The organism is Moraxella sp. CTOTU49803 (genome assembly GCF_032097965.1).
In the GTDB taxonomy this organism is placed as follows: Bacteria; Pseudomonadota; Gammaproteobacteria; order Pseudomonadales; family Moraxellaceae; genus Faucicola; species Faucicola tetraodonis.
The window spans coordinates 1-24380 of record NZ_DAMCJP010000003.1 but is presented as its reverse complement, the minus strand read 5'-3'; the positions used below and the strand labels follow the sequence as shown (position 1 = coordinate 24380).

Here is a 24380-nt window from a genome sequence, read left to right as displayed (position 1 = left end):
ACTGGCTACTCAATAAATGTCACTTTACCCGTGTCCAAATCATACACCGCCCCAACAATAATTAAGCTACCATTATTAACCGCATCTTCAAGAATGCGAGAGCCGTGTTTGAGCTGGGTGACTGACATACGCACGTTGGCTTTAATACCCCGATTAATCAACTCTTGCGCGTCAATGTCTTGTCCATTGGCAGTATAGATTTCATGCAAGTTGTAAACACTGGGACGGATACGGTCAACAATCGAACGTAAATTGGGGGAAAACTGCTGATCAGGATTGATCAGTGTCTCCACACAAGCCGTCACCGCGCCGCAATGTGAATGACCCAACACCACGACTAACTTGGTACCGAATTTTTCAGCGGCAAACTCAACCGAGCCAATCTGAGAGGGCGCGACTACGTTGCCTGCTACACGAATAACGAATAAATCGCCCAACCCTTGATCAAAGACAATCTCAGCGGGGACGCGCGCATCAGAACACCCCAAAATAATCGCAAACGGTTCATGCACATGGGTAAGTGCATTAGACGCTAGCAAGGTTGATTGGGGGTTTTGCAAATTCTCTACGAATCGTGCGTTGCCTTGTTTGAGCATCTCGAGCGCTTGCTCGGCAGTTTCTGGACGCGGTAAGTGACTGTTTGGCATTTGGTTTTCTCCTTTCACCCTATGATAATAACGAACTTTGTGATGATATAAAACGCGATATTTTTTATCAATTCAAACTTTTTAAAACTCAAAATTTTTTTCAAGACGGTTGTATAGCTACTATAATACCTCATCGCCTGCCACAGTAATATGCCCATCGGCTATTTGGTTCATAAATTGCGCATAATCTTGGGCATTGCGAGCGGCAGTTTGCTCGGCATACGCTTGCATGACAGGGATGATTTCATTACCATTGCCCAGATAGCCCATAAGCGTATCGGCATTGCCCGCTTTGGTATGCGCATGCGCTAAGGCATGTCCACAGCTTTCAATATATTCGTAAAAATGGGCAGCTGCCATGCTCTCAAGAGACGCCGAATACTTCATGTCCCGCAGCTGCCTGACATAAAAATCCATTTCAAAGTTATCGAGCGATGCATAGCCCAAGAAAATATCACTCGATGCCTGCATCAATTGTTGCCCCTCAACCACGCGTTTGCCTTGATGGCTAAATTGTTTTGCCAGTAAGGGTGTCAAGATAGACGCTTTGGCTTGCTTCATTTGCAATATCAGCGGCTCATGGTCGGCATCTTGGAATAATGCCACCGCACACACAGTACCGACACTTCCCACCCCAACTACTTTGAGCGCCACATCGGTAAAATCATACCGGTCAAACAACACTTGTCTATCTGACTTTAGGGTATCTCGATAAGCGTCAAAAAAAGCGTGGCTACCGCCAAAAAATGGCTGTTCTCGGCGTGGTGGTCGCTGCAATTCACCGTCCGTTTTAAACGCGCGTAACCCTGTGACAGTATCACGCTCAGTCAATTTTGGCAGCATTTTTACCGCATCATTTTTTTTGGCTTTTTCAAAATCGGCGTGACGGCGTTTACGAACAGTCACGTCTTCGGTATTTGCCAATATTTTATGGGTGTCGATTTTTTCATACCACACTTGTAGCGGTGACAAGCTGCAATGCGCTTCTAATCCATCAAGGTAACTGGTCAGCAGTTTTTCTATCGCCTTATAGCCCACCGATTCTACATACTTAAAACTTTGACTGGCGATTAAAATACTGGCAACCAGTCGCTGCAAATCCCATTCAAATGGCGCAACGATGGTTTCATCAAAATCATTAATACCAAATAATAAATTGCGTTCAGGACTGGCATAACCACCAAAATTACTGACATGACAATCGCCGCAAATCTGCTGAAATAGCCCAGAATGTTGCCCCTGCCATGCTTGGTCAAACAGCATCAAAGCGGGCATCCCGCGAAAAAAAGTAAAAGGCGATACACTCATGCGCTTGGCTCGTATGGGTAGTAACGCTGTCAACCGACCTTGATTCGACCAATGATAAAGACTGAGCGCGTCGATGGCAGTCGGACGTTGGCTGATGGCAGCCAAGGTTTTTAATGGGTACGCCTTACGCTGCTGTTTGCCGAGTGCAATACTATCTGCTTGGGTTAGTAGCTTGCCTTGGTAGCGATGGCGCGTCAAATCCACACACCGAGCATGCTGTAAGGATTTGGGTAAAGCGATAGCGATGGGCAGCGCGGCTGCTGTGTCCGTTGCTATTTTTTTGGTGGCTGTTTCTTTAGCGGTTGGTTTTTTTGAGGGTATTTTGTTAGCCGTGGTTTGAGAAGCCGTATTGTTTGCGCCTGTTTGAGTGGTTGTTGTTTCAGTCGTTGGGTTTTGAGGCTTTTCTTTGCTAGGCATGGTGTGTCTCTTAAATTTTCAATAGGTAAATATTCAACAGGTAAATATTCAATCGGTCACTGGCTAAATTATCATCACATAAAAGTCGTTCAAGCTTGCTATTTTAATGGCTTTGGTAAAAAGTTGCGTTGCTTATTTGTGCCAAATCAACCCGTTATTCGCCCCTAAAATTAGCCAATAATTAGCCACTAAAATTTTATGAACAGCAGGTCAATTTTCAGTAACATTTTTTAATTTTAGCCGTTATACTGAATGCAACTTTTAACTGTATTTTCACAGGTGAAACTATCGAAAAACTCTGTATTTATGTTGTCATGCTGATTGCTTGACCGGAGCATAAATATGCCATTTTAGCCCGCTATTTTAGCCTTGCCGTGAGATTGTGCCTATGTCTGCATCAACGTCCGCATCAACGCCACAAACCACCCTAAACGCACCATCAGCTATGCCTGATAGCGCCCAGCCGAGCAACCAAAAACCTGTACTACTGCAAATCCGTCATTTATCCAAATCTTATGGCGATACCCAAATTTTGCAAAATATCAATCTAGATATTTATGACGGGGAGTTTTTGACGCTGCTGGGTCCTTCTGGCTGTGGCAAAACTACCCTACTACGCTTGATTGGCGGATTTGAGCTACCCAATGCCGGTAGTTTGCAGTTAGAAGGGGTTGATATTGCAGGCTTACCTGCGGAAAAACGTCCGATTAATACGGTGTTTCAGCAGTATGCCCTGTTTCCGCACATGAACGTGTACGACAATATCGCCTATGGACTAAAACTTAAAGGCGTGCCCAAAAACGAAATCGACCAGCGGGTGCGTGAAGCGCTGGCAATGGTGCAACTTGACCATACCATCAATCGTCGTCCGCAAGATTTGTCGGGGGGTCAGCAGCAGCGTATCGCCATCGCCCGTGCCGTGGTGAATCGCCCAAAAATGCTGCTACTTGATGAACCTCTATCAGCGCTCGATGCCAAACTACGTGAGCAAATGCAATCAGAACTCAAACGCTTGCAGCGTGAACTGGGTATTACCTTTGTATTCGTGACCCACGACCAACAAGAAGCCTTGTCGATGTCTGACCGGATTGCCGTCATGAAAAACGGCGTATTCCAGCAAATTGATACGCCCATTGGTATCTATGAATCGCCTGCCAATTTATTTACCGCAAGCTTTATTGGTGAAACCAATTTGTTTAAAGGTAAAGTGTTAGAGGTCAACCCATCTAGCATCAAAGTGGAAGTGGTCGAGCAAAATGACGGTTTTCATCCGGTTCGTGAATTACCCCGTCCAAAATTTGACGTGCAAGTCGGTCAAAATGTCAACTTACTGCTGCGTCCTGAAGATATCCGCGTGTACTACACCCATGAAGGTCATGAAGGCTTAATCGGCAACGTGGTAGACAGTGCCTACAAAGGCAGTACCCTAGATTCTGTGATTCAATTAAAAAACGGTAATATCGTCAAAACGTCAGAGTATTTTAACGAAGACGATCCTAATTTTAACTATAAACTGGGTCAAGAAGTGCGTATTGACTGGGTCGATGGTTGGGAGTGGATTTTGCCAGATGAATAATACTACTTCACCCTCGACCTCTAGCATTTCGACTGCTAACACGCCTGCCCCTGTTGTGACAAAACAAGGCGGGCGCGGCTTTCAGCGTGCGACCCTGTTTGTGATTTGGGCATGGTTGATTATTTTTGCTCTGATTCCCAATATTTTGGTGATTGCCGCCAGTTTTTTGACCCGTAATGAAGATAAGTTTTTAACATTGCCTGTCACCCTCGACAACTATATTCGCTTGATTGACCCGCTTTATTTAAAAGTGTTTTTACATTCGCTGTCGATGGCAGGGATGACGACGATTATCTGTTTGCTGCTCGGTTATCCATTTGCCTACTTGGTCAGTAAAGCGGATAAGAAATGGCAGTCATTATTGATGTTATTGCTAGTGATTCCGTTTTGGACCAACTCATTGGTGCGTCTGTATGCGGTGAAACTCATCATGGCGGCCAATGGTCTACTTAGCACCCTGCTGATTAACCTTGGGCTTATCAACGAGCCACTGCAAATTTTATATACCCAAAAAGCTGTGATTGGCGGTTTGGTGTACCTGCTGTTTCCGTTTATGGTACTGCCCCTGTATGCAGTATTTGTGGATTTGCGTGATGATTATATTTTGGCATCCAAAGATTTGGGTGCTAACAAGCTACAAACCTTTTGGCACGTGATTTTACCGCTCACTACACCAGGGATTATTTCAGGGGTATTGCTGGTGCTGTTGCCTGCCATGGGCATGTTCTATGTGGCGGATATCTTGGGCGGTTCACGCAACTTGCTGGTGGGTAATATCATCAAATCGCAGTTTTTGGATGCCCGTGACTGGCCATTTGGTGCCGCGGCGTCCGTGCTATTGACGCTTGCCATGGCATTGCTGATTATCGCGTATCGAGCCAGCAGCAAACGTATTGGCAAAACTGACTACAACGAAGTGGCATAAGGGGGACGCTATGTCTAATACTATAAAATGGCTGTCTCGCCTGTATTTGACCATCGTATATCTGCTGATGTTCTCGCCGATTGCGGTGATGGTGATTTTCTCGTTTAATGCCTCAAAAGTCGGCTATCAGTGGGGCGGTTTTAGTACCCATTGGTACAGCGAGTTATTTAGTAATGCCGCGATGGTACAAGCTGCCATCAACTCAGTCATATTGGCGGTAGTGGCTGCGACGATTTCCACTGCGATTGGCGGTTTGACGGCGTTAGCGTTACAGCGTTATGACTTTAAAGGTAAATCGATACTACAAAGCTTGCTATTTGTGCTGATGATGTCACCTGAGATTGTCTTGGCGATTTCGCTATTGGCGTTATTTTTGATTGTGGGGATACAGCTGGGTTTTGTGACGTTGCTAATTGCCCACATTACCTTTTGTCTTCCCTTTGTGGTGATTACGGTGACTGCGCGTCTATCTAGCCTCGACACCCGCGTATTGGAAGCGGCGCGTGATTTGGGTGCCAATGAATTTACCATGATTCGTACCGTGCTTGTACCGATTATTTTGCCTGCGATTTTGGCGGGCTGGGTGCTTGCCTTTACCCTATCACTTGATGATGTGGTGGTATCGACGTTCAATACAGGACCTGAATTTGAGATTTTACCATTACAGATTTATTCGATGGTGCGTGTTGGGGTAAAACCTGAAGTCAATGCCGTTGGCACAATCTTGCTCGCAATCTCGCTACTGGGTCTGATTATCTCGCAATTATTACTTGCCAAAAAGTCGATGAATCTACCATCGACCCAAAAACGTTAAGGAGACTTATATGATTTCTCGGATGCTCAATAGAAGACGTTTTTTAGGGTATGGCTTGGGTGTTGGCGGCGCCGTTTTAACAGGGGGTCTGGCAAGTAATCTAACGGGTTGTCAAAAAGCGAGCGAAACCGCGACTAGCACTGCGGCGTCTGAGCCTACTGCCAGTCAAGGCGGCAAGGTCGTCAATGTTTATAACTGGACGGAGTATATCTCTGACCAAGTGCTTAAAGATTTTACCGCAGAGACAGGTATCGACGTTATTTATAGCACCTTTGATTCTAACGAAGCCATGTATGCCAAGCTCAAACTGATGAATGGCAGTGGTGAGTATGATGTGGCATTTCCAGGAACGGATTTTGTCGACAAAATGCGTAAAGAAGGGATGCTTGAGCCGCTTGACCATGCCAAATTGACCAATTTTGGCAACCTTGGCAAAACCTTTATCAATGCCCCTTTTGACCCTGAAAACAAGTTTAGTATTCCCTATCTGTGGGGCTCATCAGGCATTGCAGTCAATACCAAACGCATTGCTAAAGCAAGCTTGAGCAGCTGGAATGACTTATGGCAACCGGAATATGAAGGGCGTGTCATGCTGATGAATGACATCCGTGACGTGTTCACCATGAGTCTATTGACCCTTGGCTATAACGGCAGCACCAAAAATCCTGAAGCCATAAAACAAGCGTATGAAAAACTCACCAAGCTGATGCCCAATGTGCGCACCTTTAACTCAGATGCACCACGCATGCCGTTTATGGAAGGGGAAACTTACTTGGGCTTGGCTTGGAACGGTGAAGTCATCATGGCGCAAGACCAAGGGATGCCAGAGCTCGACTTTGTCTATCCAAAAGAAGGCGCTATTATGTGGATGGATAACATGGTCATCCCCAAAAATGCCAAAAACAACGACAACGCGCATAAGTTTATCGATTTTATCTTGCGACCCAAATACGCTGCCATGATTAGCGAAGAAATCGGCTACGGCTCGCCCAATGAGGCGGCAAAAAAAGAGATGCCACCTGAGCTTGCCAACAATCCGATTGTGTATCCGCCAGCTGATTTGCTAAAACATGCCATGTTCCGTGAGGACGTTGGCGATGAGATAATGGCGCTATATCAGAAGTATTGGGACAGGCTCAAAGTGGATATGTAACATAAAATTGGTAAAGAGCGGTACCAAAAAATACACTAAATAAAGGAGTATCTATGAAGTCAAAAATAGAAAAGCTTATGTTAGGGTTCTCATTGCTACCGCTATCGTTATCAGCTGTCGCCTATGATAAAGCCGATGAACGTATCATTGACCAACATATGCAAATCGTGGTGGATAGCATCAAAGCCAAACAAATCGCGCCGATTATGGCGTTGATGCCGCCGCAAATTTTTGTGGTAATCGGTGAGCGTTTTGATATGGATGCTGCCACCCTCAAAACCCATATGATACAAGCAGCAGATGACACTTTCAAAGATATGGCTACCGCCAAATTTAGCTATCGCTATAATTTGAGCAAAGCCAAAGTCTATCAGTCGACCACTGGGCGCGAGTATGTGATATTCCCCACAACATTCACGATGGATGATATCACTATCAACAGCCATGTCGTGGCGATTCAAGATAAGGTGGATGACACTAAAAAATGGTATATCGTACGTATCGAATCCCCTGCACAAATTGAGTTTATCAAACAAGCTTACCCTGATATCACTGATTTACAAATCCCAGAGTAAAAGAATAAAAGAGTAAAAATTTAACAGTTTAAAAGCGAAAAAAGCGGACTTAATCATAAGCCCGCTTTTTTTACCCTAAAAATCCGCCTAGCGCATGGTGACAAACTCTTCTGAGCCAGTAGGATGAATCGCCACGGTATCATCAAAGTCACGTTTGGTTGCGCCCATCTTGATAGCCACAGCAAAACCTTGAATCATCTCATCGACGCCAAAACCTACGCCATGCAAGCCCACCACTTTTTCTTCCTCACCCACACAAATCAGCTTCATGTGGCACGGCTCACGGTGCTTGGTCACTGCACTATACATCGGGGTAAAACTGGATTTATAGACTTTAACCGCATTGATGCCATAGCCTTTGACCGCCTCTTCTTCACTGAGCCCCACCGTACCAATCGGTGGGTGGCTAAAAATCACGCTCGGCACTAGGTTATAGTCCAAATGCTCATTGGGTTTGTTGTTAAACAAGCGCTCAGATAGTCTGCGACCTGCTGCCACCGCCACTGGGGTCAATTGAATACCATGTTCGATGATGTCGCCCACCGCATAGATACCTTCGACATTGGTATTTTGATAGGCATCGACTTTGACAAAGCCTTGCTCATTGACTTCAACGCCCGCTTTATCAAGATTGATAGTATCGGTTGCAGGTGCGCGACCCGTTGCCCAAATCAAACAATCCACCGTCAAGGTCTCATTGTTTGATAATTCAATGCTCAATGAGCCGTCCTGATTTTTGCGTACTTGTTGTGGCAGCAATCCATAATGAAATTCAATGCCATCATCGTGCATGATATGGGTAAGCGTGGTAACAATGTCGGCATCGAAGTTTTTGAGCACCCGCTTGCTACGCACAATCAGATGAGTCTTTGAGCCCAATGCATTCATCACCCCTCCAATCTCAACACCGATATAGCCTGACCCCACAATCGCTACCCGCGGTGGCAACTCGGTCAAGTCAAAAAAACCATCCGAGTCAATACCTAACTCTGCCCCTTCAATCGCGGGGCGAACAGGTCGACCGCCCATCGCTAGCAAAATATGGTCAGCGGTAATGGTCTCTATTGTGCCGTCATTTTTATACACCTCAACGGAATGTTTATCGGCAAATTTGGCAAAACCATGAATCACATCGACTTGGTTATTTTTAAGACTATTGTTGTACGACTGATGAATACGGCTGATATAAGCTTGGCGACTTTGTACCAATTTGGCAAAGTCAAAGTGTTTAACATCCAAATCAAAGCCATAGTCAGGCGCATAATGATGGATCGCTGCTGCCATATTGGCGCCATACCACATCACTTTTTTGGGTACACAGCCCACATTGACGCAAGTACCGCCTAGCTGCTTGGCTTCAATCAAGGCACATTTTTTACCATAGCTGGCAGCACGGTTGATGGATGCAATGCCCCCTGACCCACCACCAATCGCGATATAATCATAATGTTTGCTCATAATTCTTCCTGTTTTTTGGTTATCTTCAAACTCATATACGGTTATTTTACCAAGTTTTGGTAGCAAGAAAAGTTGTTAATTCTCACCTTTCTCATTGATAAAATAAAACAAATTAGCTTTTTTTTAGAATAATTTTAATGAAAAAGGTTTAAACACCCTTGTGTCACTTCAAAAGGTATCAGATAAAATCGGGTTTTTTTGGGTTGGCAAAATTCAATCGGCTGTGCCATCAATTGCGCGCTTAGCGTTGGGACAATCAGCCAAGCTTCATCGGCATCAAATTCACTGGCGTAGGTAAGTAGTTGGTACATATCTGCCAAGCTTATGTCGTTGAAAGTAGCCGTTTTTTTCCATTTTATATCGGCGATAATGAGTTTATCGGCAGACTTTAGCCAAATATCGGGTTTGATGGTTAACCCTTGCTGCACGGTCAATGGCTGTCTTTTTTGCTCAACTAGCTCAAAATTCTGTGCTGCAAATTGTTGTTGGATTTTCCTGCCGACCCATTTTTCAAAGGCAAATGGCATATTCACTAGCCAAGTTGGGGTCAAAAACTGCCCTTGGCTACTGGCTTGTTGTAGCGTCAGCAACGCATAACAAAAGCTGATAAAAGTATAATTACGCTGGGCAAGCAGACTGGGCAACGCGGTCAACTCTTGCAGCGCTTGAGAAAATAAGGTGTCGTATAAGTCTTTGGCAACGGTAGCCACTGCCTGCCACTGCGGCGGTAATGGGAAAGCCATGCTGCCAATCACTCGCTCGATGGTGGTTTTCACCAAACGATTGCCAGCAGTATCCATCGCAAAATTTTCAGTCTGATGATAAAACTTATGCGGCTGGTGGCAGTTATGCTGCAATTGCTCTTTGATTAGTAATTTACCCTGCAGATAGGGCTGATTTTGCTCAAATTGCTGATATTGCTGATTGGGCACATACTGCGCAAATCCCCGCCAAAAATACGCCTGCAGCCACTCGCTAAGTGACAGTGAATGATTGATTGATGGAGGATTGCTGGCTGCAGGATTAATAAGTCGTTGATTGGCTAGATTAGGTAACGACTTGGGCAATAAAGCTTGCCACACCGCTATCAGCATCTGTTGCACCCATTGACGGGTTTGGGTAACTTCATCAGCATGGGTAATGTGGGCTTGTGCAAGTTTTGGCAAAATCTCCACTTGCCCGCCACTGGGCAACCCAATCACACCGATATAGTGGCGCACTTTGAGTTGCCACCGCTGCTGTTTACGCTCAATGCGAAATACGTCAAAATTTTGCTCGATAAGCCAGTCAAAATCTTGCCCATCATCAAAATCTGCCGCTGTCAGGTAACTATGTTCAAACGTGATGATGGCTTTCATGAGGCGCTTTGATAGATTGCAAGATAGCTATTTGGGTCATCAAGCGCCTGGGTATTGATGTCAAAACCCGCTTGCTGCGCCATAAATCCAGTTGCTTTTTTGTTATCAACCAGCTTGATAAAGGTTTGCCCAAAGATTGCTTGCAGGATTTGTCCATTATGCTGGCAGGCTTGTGCCACTTGTGGGATGATGGATTGGCTAAATGCAGCGCTTAACGCGTGCAGCGAATCAATACCCCACAAAAAACTATGCCCTAACTGGCTGTCTTTTGCCAAATTTTGCGAGATTCTTTCATTGAGTGCGGTCAACAATTTGGCTAAATCAATCTCAATCCCATTTGCCATCACTTTACCCAATAACTGTGGCTGCGGTTGACATTCAATAAATTCAAAACGGCGGCGAAATGCCATATCGAGCGGCGCCAATGAATGATCTTGGCTGTTCATGGTGGCGTAGATATCGACATTGCTAGGCACACTAAACGGCTGATGTGAATACGCCAAATTCACCGACAAGCTATCTGTCTGTCCTGCGCGTTTGGTCGGTTCAATCAAACTCATCAATTCCCCAAACACGCGGGCGACATTGGCGCGGTTGATTTCATCAATCAACATGGCATAACGGTGATTAGGGTCATGTTTGGCTTGTTGACACAATCTAAGAAATGCCCCTGACTCAATGCGATAGCTCATCTGTCCATTGTCCGCAATGTGGGGACGAATGCCTTCGACAAATTCTTCATACCCATACGCTTGATGGAAACTGACAAAACTAAAGCGTTCTAGCTTTGGCTGTAAATAGTTGGGCTGAAACTGGCTGTGCATCGCCGCTTGGTAATCATCAAGCTTGTTTTGCAAGTCTGTTAATAACGGCAAGCTGTCTGCTAATAAAAACCAATTACTGCTATCGTCTTTATCAAAATACGATTGACTAGATTTATTTTTTACCAATACATTTTTGGAATCTGCAGGACTAAATTGCTGTAGCGTTGACCATGCTGTATTAGCAATTGCCTTTTCGCGGTGGTTAATTTTTAGCTTAGTAACAAAGAATAAGTTGTTAGTAATTTCAGCAACTTTAAGTAATGACTTTCCCTTTTTTCTTTCATCTAAAAACACTAAACAAATCACCTCTCGCCAGCTTAATGGTTTAAGCAAAGCTTTTAGCAATTCATCCGCATTGGCTACTGGCAATATCTCGGTATATTGTTTGGCGATTTGTTGCAGTTGGTAGGTCTTACCTGTCCCTGCTACGCCCGTATAGATAATATTTTTTGCTAGCTCACTCATGACAGATTATCACTCACGATGGTCATACCTGCCGCTTTTGCCGCACGCGTACCACCCTTCAAATGGACGATGTCCCGATTTGGGTCAATCTCATTGAGCAAAGCGACAGCTTTGGCGGCTTTGCTGCCGCCACCGCATAGCACATAGACGGTGCCATCCGTGGTTGCCAATAACTCTGCCGTCAGCGTATCCAAGGGTTGGTTTTTGGCACACTCAATATGTCCTTGCGCAAATGCTTTACTATCCCGCACATCCCCAACGGTATCGTTTGCGGTGGCAGAAAAGTCGGTAATGGCTAGTTCACGAATCATGGTTACCTCTTAATTTTTAATGTCTATTTTGTGATGGCCTTATTATGGATAAGCTGGCGAAATTTATCAAATCAGCGATTAATAACCAAATTTTTGCTTCACCTTAACTATTTTTATCAAGTCTTTGACAAATTATGATTTATAATTCATTCCAATATTTTATGTATCTTAATTTTCACTTAAACTTTTATTATCTAAGGAGGGTAGACATCATGACAACCGTTTCAACCGCGCACCCTAATCATCAGCATATCGCGCTACGCAATGACCCAAAAAAGGTCGCCGTAGCATCCATGATTGGTACGGCTATTGAGTTTTATGATTATTATATTTATGCCGCTGCGGCGGTGTTGATTTTTAATACCCAGTTTTTTGATAAAACCGATGAAAAAGCGGCGATGCTTTACTCGCTTTCGACGTTGGCATTGGCGTTTATTGCCCGCCCTTTCGGTTCAGCGTTATTTGGTCACTTTGGTGATAAACTCGGTCGTAAAAAAACCTTGGTGGCCTCTCTGCTCACCATGGGTTTATCAACTGTAGCGATTGGTTTGCTACCGACTTATGCCCAAGTAGGCGTCATTGCCCCATTATTGTTATGTTTACTTCGTGTGGGTCAAGGGATTGGTCTTGGCGGTGAATGGGGCGGTGCTGCCTTGGTCGCCACCGAAAATGCGCCAGAAGGCAAACGTGCTTGGTATGGTACTTTCCCGCAGTTAGGCGCGCCGATTGGGTTATTTTTAGCCAACTTAGTGTTCTTTTTACTCAGTTATTTTTTAGGAAAAGATGCCTTGGTCGAGTGGGCATGGCGCATCCCGTTTCTTATTTCAATCGTGCTTGTGGGTGTGGGTCTTTGGGTACGTTTAAGCCTGCATGAAAGCCATGTATTCCTTACCGCTGAAGCCGAAGGCAAAAAAGTTAATGCCCCTGTGTCAAAAGTCATTACCCAATATTGGCGTCCGATTATGCAAGGCACATTCTTGATGGCGATGACTTATGTGATTTTTTATATCATGACTGCCTTCGTACAAGCCTATTCAAAAAGCCCGGCAAAATTGTCTTCTTTCGGCTTTCCAACAGGGTTAGGTATTGCCCCAAATACCTTTACTGGCTTTTTATTGGTCGCTGCGATTGTGTTTGGTATTTTTACCAGTATTTCAGGGGTTGGCGCTGACAAAATCGGTCGTAAAAAATGGCTGATTGGCGTGACTATCTTATGTATGGTGTTTGCCTGCTTTATGCCAATGCTGCTCAGCAATGGTACACCAACCACGGTATTTATTTTCCTCATTTTAGGTATGGCATGTATGGGTATGTCATTTGGTCCAATGGCAGCGCTATTACCAGAGCTGTTCCCCACCGAAGTACGGTATTCAGGTGCGTCACTGGCTTACAATCTAGCAGCGATTGTGGGTGCATCGATTCCTGCGATTTATGCCATCAAAATCAATGAGCAATATGGCATGAAAGGTGTGGCTATATATATTGTTATTAACGGTTTGATTTCTCTCATTGCGTTATTGTCAATTAAAGAAACCAAAAATATCGATTTGATGGATTAAAACATAGATTAGAAGACAGACTACAAACTGATAGCTCAAAAACGCTGGCAAATGCTGGCGTTTTTTTTGCCCAAGGTGGTTATAATAAACCTTTCAATACGATGAGACATAGGATGAAAGTCTATAACCGCTGTGAATGGTGCGGCACAGACCCACTTTATCAAGCTTACCACGACAATGAATGGGGAAAGCCCAGTTATGATGACCGTCATCTATTTGCCATGTTGTGTTTAGAAGGCATGCAAGCGGGACTCAGCTGGATTACCATACTCAAAAAACGCGAGCGTTATTACCAAGTATTTGCTGATTTTGACCCTGCAATTATCGCGCAGTTTGATAATGACATGGTCGATAGTCTCATGACCGATGCGGGCATTATTCGCCACCGCGGTAAAATCAAAGCCATCATCAACAATGCCAAATGCTATCTAAAAATCACCCAAACGCAAGCTTTTAGCGATTATCTTTGGAACTTGTCGCCCAGCGGCGTGGCAAAAATACCGCAGGATAACCACCCAAAAATCTTTGCTGATATCCCCACCAACACTGAATATTCAGATAACATGTCAAAAGTGCTTAAAAAAGACGGGTTTAAATTTGTGGGCTCGACGATTTGCTATGCGTTTATGCAAGCAGTCGGCATGGTGAATGACCATGTAGCGGCGTGTGATTTTCGATAAGCGGTTTCAATAGTCAACAGCGGATAACATATTTCTCGATGCTACAGACCCCAAAATAGGCTAAAACTAATCAAAATTAATACCAGTAAAATGCTTTGAACCAATAAAAAATGCTGATGCACTTTGAGCAATCCGCGCAGATTGACCCCATAATAACTGACATTTTTGAGAGAATAGCTTTGAAAATCCACCAAGCTACGACGATGATATTGTGAGCGCATGACCTCAACAAACTTATCAGCCGCTGCCGCTGTTGACCCAGCTGGCAATACAGGTAAGAACGCATTGATAACATCTTCATGCGTTTCTGGGTTATTGATATTGACCATCAACATTTGCCAATCTTGAAACAGCCGTTGTTCGATCACCCCTTTAGACTTGAGCGTGACATCGCGGTTGCGCCCATCACGCTGAATGTTACCAAATAATTGCTCAATCGCTGATTTTTCGCCTTCAATATACTGAAAAAAATAGCCATTACCAAAGCACAAAAAACCGGTAATTTGATGGGCAAGGTTCTCACGCTGTGCCACCGTCATGATATCAGACAGCGTTCTAGGGGTTACGCCAGCTTTCAACGTCATACGGCTCACATAAGTTAGATAATGAATTTGCCCCAAGCAGCACCTCAGTCTTTATGGTTGTACAATTTTTGTTCAGCGCAATTTTAACAATTTCTTACATACTTATCCATCCATTAAATCAACAATATTAGCTTACCTAGTCACAAATAGCGGTTGAGTGGCTTTTTTTGGACGCTTGAATTGCGTTTACGATCATCAGCAACACCCCTACCCAAATTAAAGCAAAACTGGCAATCATGGTGTCATTGACAGCTTCATGCAGCACAAAAATGGACAATAAAAACATCAGCGCAGGTTCAAGATAACTGAGCATACCAAAGGTGTTCATCGGCAACACCTGACTGGCTTTAAGATTGGTCTGCATGGCAAGCGCACTAATCATACCCAGCCCAATCAATAACAGCCCCATTGTCATTGACCCAGTGACTATCGATATACTGCTGTTTTGCCATAATAAAAAACCCAAGGCAATCGGGGCAATCACTGACAAATCAACGAACAGCCCCATCAGCGCAGGCACCCCTTGCCAGCGGCGCAGTCCATAATAAATCGGATACGTCAAACACACCCATGCAGTGACCCACGATACACTCCCCGCGAGCCAAAATTGCAATCCTACCCCTGCTGACGCAGCGATAATCGCCGCCCACTGCAATCGATTTAAGATTTCTTTAAACACCACACAGCCCATCAGCACCATCATCAAAGGAAGCAAAAAATACCCCATTGCGGTATTGACCGCCTGTCCATTGATAGGCGCCCACATAAATAGCCACAGCTGACTTGCCAAAATCGGTGTTGGTAACAGCAATAAAACCCATTGTTGCGTGTTTAATGCCATCAAAAATGCTTTGAGTTGCCCAAAACTTTGCGTCATCGCCAACAACCCCACCAACCCAAACCACATCGCCACCATGCGCCACAAAAAAACTTGCGTACCTGACAACGGCGCAAGCCAGTGACTATACAGATACAGCACGCCAAACAACACATTAGAAATCAATGCCAACACCACCCCAAAACGTAACTTTTTGGCGGTGGTAGCGGGCTGAGAAGTTGTTGCCTTGGGCTGGACAACGATAGACGATGGTGATAAAACGCTAGAAACTGACATAATTGACCTTGTTATATTTTTGCTTTTGCGGTTAAATTGCCAAGCAGTATAACAATTATCTTTGGTAAATTATTTCAAAATACACTTATTTATGATAATTTAATATTAATATAAGGTAAATTTGCTATATTTTTCTCAATTTGTCTTATTGTATATTTTTAGAAGGACATGGCTATGATTCATGAAATCGATGATATCGATAAACGTATTTTAAACTTGTTGCAAGAAGATGCGACGCTACCACTCAAGAACATCGCCGAAAAAGTGCATGCATCGGTAGCGACCTGTCAGCGCCGTATCCAAATGATGACAGAGACCGGGGTGATTACTCGCCAAGTGGTGATTGTCAACCCCACCGAATTGGGCTTTGATTTAAGCGCGTTTGTGCTGATTGAAATGGAAAAACAAAATACCGCGCTGCAGCATGGCTTTGAGCGCTTGATGAGCAGATTGCCCAACGTGATGAGTTGTTATGAAATCTCAGGGGATTATGACTTTTTGCTATTGGTACATGCCAAAAATATGGCGGAATATCACCGTTTTACCCGTGATAATTTAACTTATGAAAACAATGTGCGACGCTTTAAAAGTCAATTTGTGATGAATTTCTCCAAGGTAGGCACTAAAATCCAGTTAGATTAATGCGCCGTCAAACAATGGGCTTAGTGCGATACCAAAATGACGTCGGCAACGAAATGCCAAACACCAACGCAGCGGTCACAAATATCGCATTGAAGCTAAAATCCATCATTTGGGTAAATACTTGTGGATTATAGCCATAGTAGCCTAGCTGTACAAAGCTAATCATGGCTTTGTACGCGGTAATCCCCGGCATCATACACAGCATGGCAGGCACCAAAATCATCTTTGGGGTGAGTAAATATTTTTTTGCCAAATAAATTGCCACAAACGATGAAATACCCGCTGCCACAAATGTCGCTATTATCAAATTGACTGACAGTTGTTTTAATAGCTCTCTAAGTCCGTAACCCAGCACGGTCAACAATAAGCATTGCCAAATATAGCGGCGCGGCACATTGACAAGCAGTGTCCAGCCAAGCGTCATCAAACAGGCAAAAGTTGCTGCGCGTATCAAGGCAATCGCATCAATCGCCATTTTTCACCCTACCCAATATTGGCAATAAAATTTTATCAAAGGCTTTCATCAACCCACGCCCCAATGACTGATATTTAGTAGTAGCAATGACAGCACGATGCCGATACAGCTCGATAACGTCAAAATAATCACAAACATAAAGCGCCCGATACCGATGTTCATATAACCTTTTAGCATATCTGATAATGAATTTATCAAAGGAAAACTGGGAACCAACCAAAGCACACTTGATGCCATGGCAATATGCGGGTCGTTACCAATCCCCAATAACAGCGCGGTACTGGCGAAGATGGAGCCAAAACACGCCGCTATGAGCGCGGATATAAAGGGATTAAAGTTGCGGTTACTCAGCCATAGCCGCAGCGAATACCCCATCATGCTCGCAATAAAAGTCACCAAACACACCAGTATATCGCCCCCTGCCAAATACGCAAAGCAGGCACATGCCACACCGACCAGCGGCGCGACCATCTTGGCAGGATAAGTGTCCCGATCAATCTCATCAAATCGATAAGTCGCATGCTCTAGGGTACTCGTCACCGGCATATTTTCCAAATCCAGTACAATTCGCTGAATTTGCACAATGATATTAACATTGATGGCATGGGTGGTTGACGCGCGCAGGGTGGTAATACAGCGGTTATTATAAATTGTGGTGATGGTCAAGCCATTATACGCAATCCCACACTCCACGCTAGCCAACCCCAACGCTGTCCCTAATCGGCGGCACAAATCTGTTACCGTTGCCGACTCTGCCCCATATTGCATAAGTAGCAGCCCACAGCGCACACACAGACGGGTAATTTGCTGTTGGTGTTCATACGCCATATACGGCAACCGCCGTCTAGGCTTCGGCTCTGTCGGGGGCGAAAGCTTAGTAGGCTCAGGTGTTAGCGGATCAAGCGCTTCTAGGGCATCAGCAAAAGTATCACTCATAAGGCGCTACAAAAAAGTCAAGAAAGCTATAGTTTACCACCAAAGTTTTGGGGCAGTTATAAAAAATCTTATTTATAAAGTATGCCGATACTGCACAAAATCCGTCTTTTTAGCGATATGGTCGTACAGACGGCGAGCGGAAACGTTGCCTTCTTGAGTGACCCAATAGACGCGATTACAGTTTTTATCTTCAGCAAATTGATAGATATATTTGATCAGCATTCTTCCCACACCTTTACCACGCCCATTTTCTTTGACGAACAAATCCTCAAGATAGCAACAGTCTGTGGTATTCCATGTATTTGGATGCAATACAACATGTGCAAAGCCGATAAGCTTATCATCCACAAATGCCCCGAAACCAAAAATGGGTGATGTTTCGTCAATGATTTTTTGCCAAGTATTTTCCGTAGTCGCTTGGGGTAGATCTGTTTGATAAAATTCTAAATAGCCCTGCCACAAGGCTTGCCAGTTAGTTTTATCCTGTGCAGTTAGTGGTAAGATTTGCATTATCAATTATCCTTATATTTAACTGTTGCCAACAAAAAAATACTACCAATAAAATTATCGCCTAAAGTCATCGTGATTACATAATTTATGGCAAGTAAAAAATTTTCAACGCTTATTATAATGTAATTACTTGCAAAAAATTTTGTCTAATAGCCAATAAAATTCCGACTAATTTAATCAGGTTTTTTTGTTATTTCACTCCATAAAGCCCCATCGCAAAATTGATTCATGATAAAATGAGCCATATTCATTTTATTTACTATCCAAGCCTATGTCCGCCGAAACTATTGCCAACAAAGCCTTTAAACAAGGCACCAAAGCCCTATTTGACTATGATAAACACTGGGCAAGCTGCTTCGAGCCTGCGCCATTTTTGCCGATGAGCCGAGCCGAAATGGATGCCCTTGGTTGGGATGCCTGTGATGTCATTATCGTCTCAGGCGATGCCTACGTCGATCACCCAAGCTTTGGTATGGCAATCATCGGCAGACTGTTAGAGTCGCAAGGCTTTCGCGTCGGTATCATCGCCCAGCCAGACTGGACGAGCAAAGACGCTTTTATGACCCTTGGCAAACCGACCATTGCATGGGGCGTCACCGCAGGCAATATGGACAGCATGATTAACCGCTACACCGCTGATAGACGCATTCGCAGTGACGATGCCTATTCGCCAGACAATGCCCCCGACAAACGCCCCGACCGCGCGGCCGTGGTATATAGCCAGCGCTGCCGTGAAGCCTATCCCGATGTGCCCATTATTTTGGGCGGCATTGAAGGCTCGCTGCGCCGTATCGCCCATTATGATTATTGGTCAGATAAAGTGCGCCGTAGCATTTTGATGGATAGCCGCGCTGATATTTTGCTGTATGGTAATGCCGAGCGCGCGATTGTCGATGTTGTACATGCACTTGCCAAAGGTTACCGTTTTGAAGACCTTGCTAAAGTGCGTGGCACCGCGTATCTGTCGACACAAACCAAAAAACACTGGCAAACCGATATGATAGAAATCGCCAGTAACGACGTCGACACCGTTGGGCGCGTTGACCCGATTATCAATCCGTATGTGATGATGGAAGATGTGGGCGACTGTCACATCGAACAAGAAAAAACCCTTGAGAGTCAATACAAAGGGTTTGTAGCAGATAAAGTCGAGCACAAAGTGCTCAATGCTGATAAGGTCGCTGAAAGCCAAGACATCCAAGTGGTTAACCTCAAAGACCCCAATAAAAACGCCTTAAAACACAAACGCCCGTTGCCGCCCCGTGACAAAACCGTGATTCGCTTGCCCGACTTTGAGCAGGTCAAATCCGACCCGGTACTTTACGCCCATGCCAACCGCATTTTGCACCTAGAAACCAATCCGCATAACGCCCGCGCCTTGGTGCAGCGACATGGCGACATTGATGTATGGCTCAATCCGCCGCCTATTCCACTTACCATGGAAGAGATGGATTATATCTTTGATTTGCCGTATGCCCGTTTGCCCCATCCTAGCTACGGCAACGCAAGAATTCCTGCCTACGACATGATTAAATTATCAGTTAATATCATGCGCGGCTGTTTTGGCGGCTGTACCTTCTGCTCGATTACCGAACATGAAGGACGCATTATCCAAAACCGCTCAGAAGAGTCTATCTTGGGCGAAATCAAAAAAATCCGCGACACCGAGCCGTCATTTACTGGGGTAATTTCTGACCTTGGTGGACCGACTGCCAACATGTACCGTCTGCATTGCAAAGACGATGCCATTGAGAAAAACTGCCGCAAACCGTCCTGCGTGTATCCCGATATTTGCGACAACTTACTCACCGACCACAGTCATCTTACCCAACTGTATCGTAAAGCTCGTGATATCAAAGGGGTGAAAAAAATCCTGATTGCGTCAGGCTTACGTTATGATTTGGCGGTCAAAGACCCCGAATATGTCAAAGAATTGGTCACCCACCATGTCGGCGGATATCTCAAAATCGCCCCCGAACACTCTGAAACCAATGTACTCTCCAAAATGATGAAGCCGGGTATGGGGACGTACGATACTTTCAAGCAGATGTTCGACAAATACAGCCGTGAAGCAGGTAAAGAGCAATATTTGATTCCGTATTTTATCGCCGCGCACCCTGGCACCACCGACACCGACATGATGAACTTGGCGATTTGGCTCAAGCGCAATGGCTTTCGTGCCGACCAAGTGCAAGCCTTTTACCCAAGCCCGATGGCAACTGCTACTACGATGTACCATACTGCCAAAGACCCGCTGCATAAAGTCACCCGTGACAGCGAAGGGGTGGAAATCGTCAAATCGGGCAAACAACGTAAACTCCACAAAGCATATTTACGTTACCATGACCCCAAAAATTGGGCACTGCTGCGTCAATCGCTTAAAGACTTGGGGCGTGAGGATTTGATTGGGCATGGCAGTCAATGTTTGATTCCGCCTTATAATCCAAAACTGGAAGGTGAAGACTTTTACCAATCAGCCCGTAAGAAAAATAGTTCTGCCGCTGGTGATTCGGTCAAACGTACGAATAAAGATAGTACTGCAAAAAAATCGGGTAAAAAACCAACACCGACCAGTTTTGGTAAAAAACCGTCAAACCAAAAACAGCCGAAAAAAGGCAATTTCCAAACCCAACATACAGGCTTGCCGCCGCGGAAAACTAAGTAGTTTATGTCATTCATGGCTTGTAGCGCATTTCTACAAGCCGTCTTATTTATTTTTAAATTGTTTCAATTTTAATGAACGTCTAAAGGTTGATAGAAATTTTATGTTTTTTGCATGATTAAAAAAAGAGTGTTTAGCAACTTTAACTTGGTTTGGACTTTGATGATTTCTAAAAGTACCCAATTTGATTTTGGTGTTTTCTTCGAATACTGTAATCGTTAAATGCAAAATGATTAGCTAGAAATAACCTATAGGCTGAATGGATTAAATAACTCATATGACTGATGGCTGCGTTATTTAACCTTCTGTCTAAAACTCCAATGTATTGCTCCGAATAAAGACTCGAAGCCTCAAACGTTATGTGATAGCATTTCTTTTTGATAAAATATTCTCAATAAAATTTAAATTTTTATTTTTACATCAAGCTTACATCTTAACAACTAAACACAGCACTAAAAACGTTAAAAAATCACTAAAATACAAACCATTATAAAAATAAAAGGCTTTCAATATGGCAAAAATTTTTATTGGGATAGGGATTTTATTTCTCATCATTGGCTTAATTTATCTGTTTTTTCCCAATGCCTTTAACTGGTTTGGTCGTATGCCGGGGGACGTTAATTATCGCTCCGAAGGCGGTGGCTTCAGCTTTCACTTCCCCATCGTCACCATGATTATTGTGAGTATCATTCTCACTATTATTCTTAACCTATTTAACCGCTAACAGCGCGCTAAGTACCGCTATATTGAGAAGGTTTTTATCACAAAAACTGCCTTTTTTATCAAAAAATGTCGTAAACTGTAATTACGCCAGTCAAGATTGAAAAGGAGTTAGTCATGCAGCGCGACATTTTTAAGCCAACACTACTGAGCCTCGTAATCGCCCAAAGCTTATTGACGGCTTGTAGCCCCTCGCCGTCAAATAGCCGTGATACGAGCCCTGCCACACCCGTTATCGCCTCACCAACGCCCGTGGTTGCTGCGCCTAGCATGATGATGGAAGCGGCAGCAATGAGCAAGATGGCACGCTACTCACCTATCATGCCGGTGCTGCCGATACCCCACAATAATAGCGAAAAATATCAGCACCTTGCAGTCAACCCCATTCACCAGACCGCCACCGATGCTGTTGCCACCTTTAGTATCGATACCGACACGGGCAGCTACGCCAATGTGCGCCGTTTTCTCAACAACGGACAACTACCGCCTACTGACGCGGTGCGTATTGAAGAGCTTATCAACTATTTTAACTATGACTTTTCACAAGCCAAGCGCCTTGCCAACGCCCCTTTTTTAGTAAGCACCGAAACAGTTGCCGCACCGTGGCGTACTGCCAATCGTATCATCAAAGTAGCTATCAAAGCGGATGACCCTACCATCACCAAACAAAGCGCGTTACCGCCTGCCAACTTGGTATTTTTGGTAGATGTGTCAGGCTCGATGTCAGACAACGATAAACTACCACTAGTCAAATCTTCGCTAAAAATGCTTACCAAACAATTGAGGGCGCAAGATACCATCAGTATCGTGACCTATGTTGGTCGTACCCAAGTGACGCTTCCTGCCACTAAAGGCAGTGACACCGACAAAATATTAGCCGCGATTGATAGCCTAGATGCCAGTGGTTCGACCAATGGCGAAGCAGCGATAAAGCTGGCTTATCAACAAGCAAAAATCCACTATAAAAAAGATGGCATCAACCGCATTTTGATGATGACCGATGGAGATTTTAATGTCGGTGTATCGGACGTCGATGAAATGTTAGATATTATCCGCCGTGAACGTGATAGCGGTGTGTCACTTTCCACGTTTGGCTTTGGTGAAGGCAATTTAAACGACCACATGATGGAACAAGTCGCGGATAACGGCAACGGTAATTATAGCTACATTGACAGCCTGTCTGAGGCCAAAAAAGCCTTAGTAGACGAAATGTCAGCAACCTTTAATACCGTAGCAAAAGACGTAAAAGTTCAAGTGGAATTCAATCCCCAGACGGTTAAAGAATGGCGGTTGATTGGTTATGAAAATCGTGTCCTTGCAAAAGAAGATTTTAACAACGATAAAGTAGACGCGGGTGAGCTAGGTGCAGGCAAATCCGTGGTTGCGCTGTTTGAAGTTACCCCTGTGGGGCAGCAAGGTTGGCTAGACGATAGCCGTTACCAAGCTCACCCTATCAATCAAACGGGCAAAAATACTGAACTGGGGTTTTTAAAACTGCGCTATAAAGCCCCAAATAGCAACACATCAACGCTTTTGACCCTGCCTATTAGCAATCAGACCCAACAGCCAAGCAGCGAGCTGGCATTTGCGCTAAGTGTGGCAAGTTTTGGCGAAACCCTCAAGCAAAGCAAATACCTCGGTAATTGGCAACTAAATGACAGCAAGCGACTCGCCCAAGCCAATCTTGGCAACGACCCACGAGGTATTCGCCGCGAATTTATTAAGCTTATCGACTTAGCCGATAGCTTACAACCCACCAAAAAATAGTCACTATACAACTGTCAATAAAAAAGCTAGATAAATCATCTAGCTTTTCTCCTACTTTTACTGTTTTACTCATCAATGCTGTTTTGTGCCAAAAATTTTATCCCCTGCATCCCCAAGCCCTGGGATAATATACCCCTGTTCATTGAGATGACTATCGAGCGCTGCGGTAAAAATCTTCACATCAGGATGGGCATCATTCACCGCTTTCACCCCTTCAGGCGTTGCCACTAATACCAGAGCTTTAATATCTTTACAGCCGTGTTTTTTCATCATATCAATCGTTGCTACCATACTACCACCCGTGGCAAGCATAGGATCTAAAATCAACGCAGGACGCTCATCAATATCTTTAACCAACTTTTCAAAAAAAGGCACGGGCTCAAGGGTATCCTCATCACGTTGCAGTCCAACCATCGAGATTTTAGCCGTGGGAATAAGGTCTAAAACCCCATCAAGCATTCCCAAACCTGCACGCAAGATGGGTACGACAGTGACGGTTTTACCTTTGATTTGAATGCCTTCTATTTGGTTGCCTTCCCAGCCCTGAATGCTGATTGTTTCTATGGGAAAATCACGACTTGCTTCATACGCCATCAAACGGGCAAGTTCTTTAGTCAAGGTACGAAATTTATAAGTGCTACTATCTGCCTCGCGCATCAAAGATAATTTATGCTTAACTAAGGGATGGTCAATAACGGTAATTTGCATGGTAACACTCGCTTTAAATTTCACACCAAAAATTTTCGCCTATTTTACCCAAAGTCTGCGATAAAAACATTAATTTTCTATTCTGAGTTTTTCTCTGAGTCTTTCAGGGATGCAAAAAAACACCCCCTTACTGTTGTAAGGGGGTGATTTTGGAATAGGGAGCTGACGATGACCTACTCTCACATGGGCGAA

General features: G+C 44.4%; 23 protein-coding genes. 11 read left to right on the top strand and 12 right to left on the bottom strand.

Annotated features, from left to right (window positions below; all coding sequences use genetic code 11):
- Positions 1–5: 5 nt before the first annotated feature.
- The gene (locus tag RT422_RS05570) at positions 6–647 is read right to left on the bottom strand and encodes a carbonic anhydrase (protein ID WP_284035249.1); all 642 of its coding nucleotides are present in this window, start codon (positions 645–647) and stop codon (positions 6–8) included.
- A 120-nt stretch (positions 648–767) separates the two neighbouring features.
- The gene (locus tag RT422_RS05565; RefSeq protein ID WP_282842486.1) at positions 768–2372 is read right to left on the bottom strand and encodes a DUF2252 domain-containing protein; all 1605 of its coding nucleotides are present in this window, start codon (positions 2370–2372) and stop codon (positions 768–770) included.
- 388 nt (positions 2373–2760) lie between these two features.
- Between RT422_RS05565 and potA the strand changes: the two genes are divergently transcribed.
- The 5 genes from potA to RT422_RS05540 are packed head-to-tail and all read left to right on the top strand — an operon-like array spanning position 2761 to position 7415.
- Positions 2761–3948, top strand: coding sequence for a spermidine/putrescine ABC transporter ATP-binding protein PotA (gene potA / locus RT422_RS05560; RefSeq protein WP_409520115.1), 1188 nt, complete (start codon positions 2761–2763; stop codon positions 3946–3948).
- Positions 3941–4873 (top strand): spermidine/putrescine ABC transporter permease PotB, encoded by a 933-nt coding sequence (gene potB, locus RT422_RS05555; protein WP_313421599.1) that lies wholly within the window; start codon positions 3941–3943, stop codon positions 4871–4873. The genes potA and potB overlap by 8 nt, the downstream gene beginning before the upstream one ends.
- Before the next feature lie 10 nt (positions 4874–4883).
- The gene (potC, locus tag RT422_RS05550; RefSeq protein WP_076773925.1) at positions 4884–5687 is read left to right on the top strand and encodes a spermidine/putrescine ABC transporter permease PotC; all 804 of its coding nucleotides are present in this window, start codon (positions 4884–4886) and stop codon (positions 5685–5687) included.
- 10 nt (positions 5688–5697) lie between these two features.
- On the top strand, positions 5698–6840 hold the full coding sequence (locus RT422_RS05545; RefSeq protein WP_313421598.1) for an extracellular solute-binding protein: 1143 nt from the start codon (positions 5698–5700) through the stop codon (positions 6838–6840).
- A 53-nt stretch (positions 6841–6893) separates the two neighbouring features.
- Entirely contained in the window at positions 6894–7415 is a 522-nt protein-coding gene (locus tag RT422_RS05540; protein ID WP_284035253.1) for a hypothetical protein, read from the top strand.
- Positions 7416–7502: 87 nt separating this feature from the next.
- On the opposite strand, the gene gorA is transcribed toward RT422_RS05540, so the two are convergent.
- The 4 genes from gorA to RT422_RS05520 form a co-directional block, all read right to left on the bottom strand.
- Positions 7503–8873 carry a glutathione-disulfide reductase gene (gorA, locus tag RT422_RS05535; RefSeq protein WP_313421597.1) on the bottom strand — a complete coding sequence of 457 codons (1371 nt, stop codon included), beginning with the start codon at positions 8871–8873 and terminating at the stop codon, positions 7503–7505.
- 134 nt (positions 8874–9007) lie between these two features.
- The gene (locus tag RT422_RS05530) at positions 9008–10231 is read right to left on the bottom strand and encodes a 5-methylcytosine restriction system specificity protein McrC (protein WP_313421596.1); all 1224 of its coding nucleotides are present in this window, start codon (positions 10229–10231) and stop codon (positions 9008–9010) included.
- The gene (locus RT422_RS05525) at positions 10228–11520 is read right to left on the bottom strand and encodes an McrB family protein (protein WP_313421595.1); all 1293 of its coding nucleotides are present in this window, start codon (positions 11518–11520) and stop codon (positions 10228–10230) included. The genes RT422_RS05530 and RT422_RS05525 overlap by 4 nt, the downstream gene beginning before the upstream one ends.
- On the bottom strand, positions 11517–11831 hold the full coding sequence (locus tag RT422_RS05520) for a rhodanese-like domain-containing protein (RefSeq protein WP_284035257.1): 315 nt from the start codon (positions 11829–11831) through the stop codon (positions 11517–11519). Before RT422_RS05520 ends, RT422_RS05525 begins: the two co-directional genes overlap by 4 nt.
- A 209-nt stretch (positions 11832–12040) precedes the next feature.
- On the opposite strand from RT422_RS05520, the gene RT422_RS05515 reads away from it, so the two are divergent.
- Both RT422_RS05515 and RT422_RS05510 read left to right on the top strand, forming a co-directional pair.
- Entirely contained in the window at positions 12041–13390 is a 1350-nt protein-coding gene (locus RT422_RS05515) for an MFS transporter (RefSeq protein WP_409520116.1), read from the top strand.
- Between the two features lie 113 nt (positions 13391–13503).
- Positions 13504–14070 carry a DNA-3-methyladenine glycosylase I gene (locus tag RT422_RS05510; protein ID WP_284035258.1) on the top strand — a complete coding sequence of 189 codons (567 nt, stop codon included), beginning with the start codon at positions 13504–13506 and terminating at the stop codon, positions 14068–14070.
- Positions 14071–14111: 41 nt separating this feature from the next.
- Here the strand turns inward: RT422_RS05510 and RT422_RS05505 are convergent, their stop codons facing one another.
- Entirely contained in the window at positions 14112–14690 is a 579-nt protein-coding gene (locus RT422_RS05505) for a BLUF domain-containing protein (protein WP_284035259.1), read from the bottom strand.
- 100 nt (positions 14691–14790) lie between these two features.
- Positions 14791–15768 carry an EamA family transporter RarD gene (rarD, locus tag RT422_RS05500; protein WP_313421594.1) on the bottom strand — a complete coding sequence of 326 codons (978 nt, stop codon included), beginning with the start codon at positions 15766–15768 and terminating at the stop codon, positions 14791–14793.
- Between the two features lie 174 nt (positions 15769–15942).
- On the opposite strand from rarD, the gene RT422_RS05495 reads away from it, so the two are divergent.
- A complete protein-coding gene (locus RT422_RS05495) occupies positions 15943–16410 on the top strand; it encodes an Lrp/AsnC family transcriptional regulator (protein ID WP_007115873.1) in 468 nt (155 codons plus the stop codon).
- Positions 16411–16417: 7 nt separating this feature from the next.
- On the opposite strand, the gene RT422_RS05490 is transcribed toward RT422_RS05495, so the two are convergent.
- The 3 genes from RT422_RS05490 to RT422_RS05480 all read right to left on the bottom strand — a co-directional run bounded on the left by RT422_RS05490 (position 16418) and on the right by RT422_RS05480 (position 18331).
- Complete coding sequence (locus RT422_RS05490) at positions 16418–16885, bottom strand: threonine/serine exporter family protein (protein ID WP_099834254.1); 468 nt, start codon at positions 16883–16885, stop codon at positions 16418–16420.
- A 48-nt stretch (positions 16886–16933) separates the two neighbouring features.
- On the bottom strand, positions 16934–17821 hold the full coding sequence (locus RT422_RS05485; protein WP_313421593.1) for a threonine/serine exporter family protein: 888 nt from the start codon (positions 17819–17821) through the stop codon (positions 16934–16936).
- Positions 17822–17893: 72 nt separating this feature from the next.
- Positions 17894–18331: a GNAT family N-acetyltransferase gene (locus tag RT422_RS05480; protein ID WP_284035262.1), complete on the bottom strand. Its 438-nt coding sequence runs from the start codon at positions 18329–18331 to the stop codon at positions 17894–17896.
- Positions 18332–18602: 271 nt separating this feature from the next.
- On the opposite strand from RT422_RS05480, the gene RT422_RS05475 reads away from it, so the two are divergent.
- From RT422_RS05475 to RT422_RS05465, 3 genes are all read left to right on the top strand, one after another.
- Positions 18603–20996, top strand: a complete 2394-nt coding sequence (locus tag RT422_RS05475; RefSeq protein WP_284035263.1) for a YgiQ family radical SAM protein — start codon at positions 18603–18605, stop codon at positions 20994–20996.
- A gap of 508 nt (positions 20997–21504) precedes the next feature.
- The gene (locus tag RT422_RS05470; protein WP_099808321.1) at positions 21505–21717 is read left to right on the top strand and encodes a DUF2905 domain-containing protein; all 213 of its coding nucleotides are present in this window, start codon (positions 21505–21507) and stop codon (positions 21715–21717) included.
- A gap of 113 nt (positions 21718–21830) precedes the next feature.
- Positions 21831–23480 (top strand): vWA domain-containing protein, encoded by a 1650-nt coding sequence (locus RT422_RS05465; RefSeq protein ID WP_284035264.1) that lies wholly within the window; start codon positions 21831–21833, stop codon positions 23478–23480.
- Positions 23481–23552: 72 nt separating this feature from the next.
- Here RT422_RS05465 and upp read toward each other — a convergent pair whose 3' ends face one another.
- Complete coding sequence (upp, locus tag RT422_RS05460) at positions 23553–24188, bottom strand: uracil phosphoribosyltransferase (protein ID WP_076773962.1); 636 nt, start codon at positions 24186–24188, stop codon at positions 23553–23555.
- Between the last annotated feature and the right edge of the window lie 192 nt (positions 24189–24380).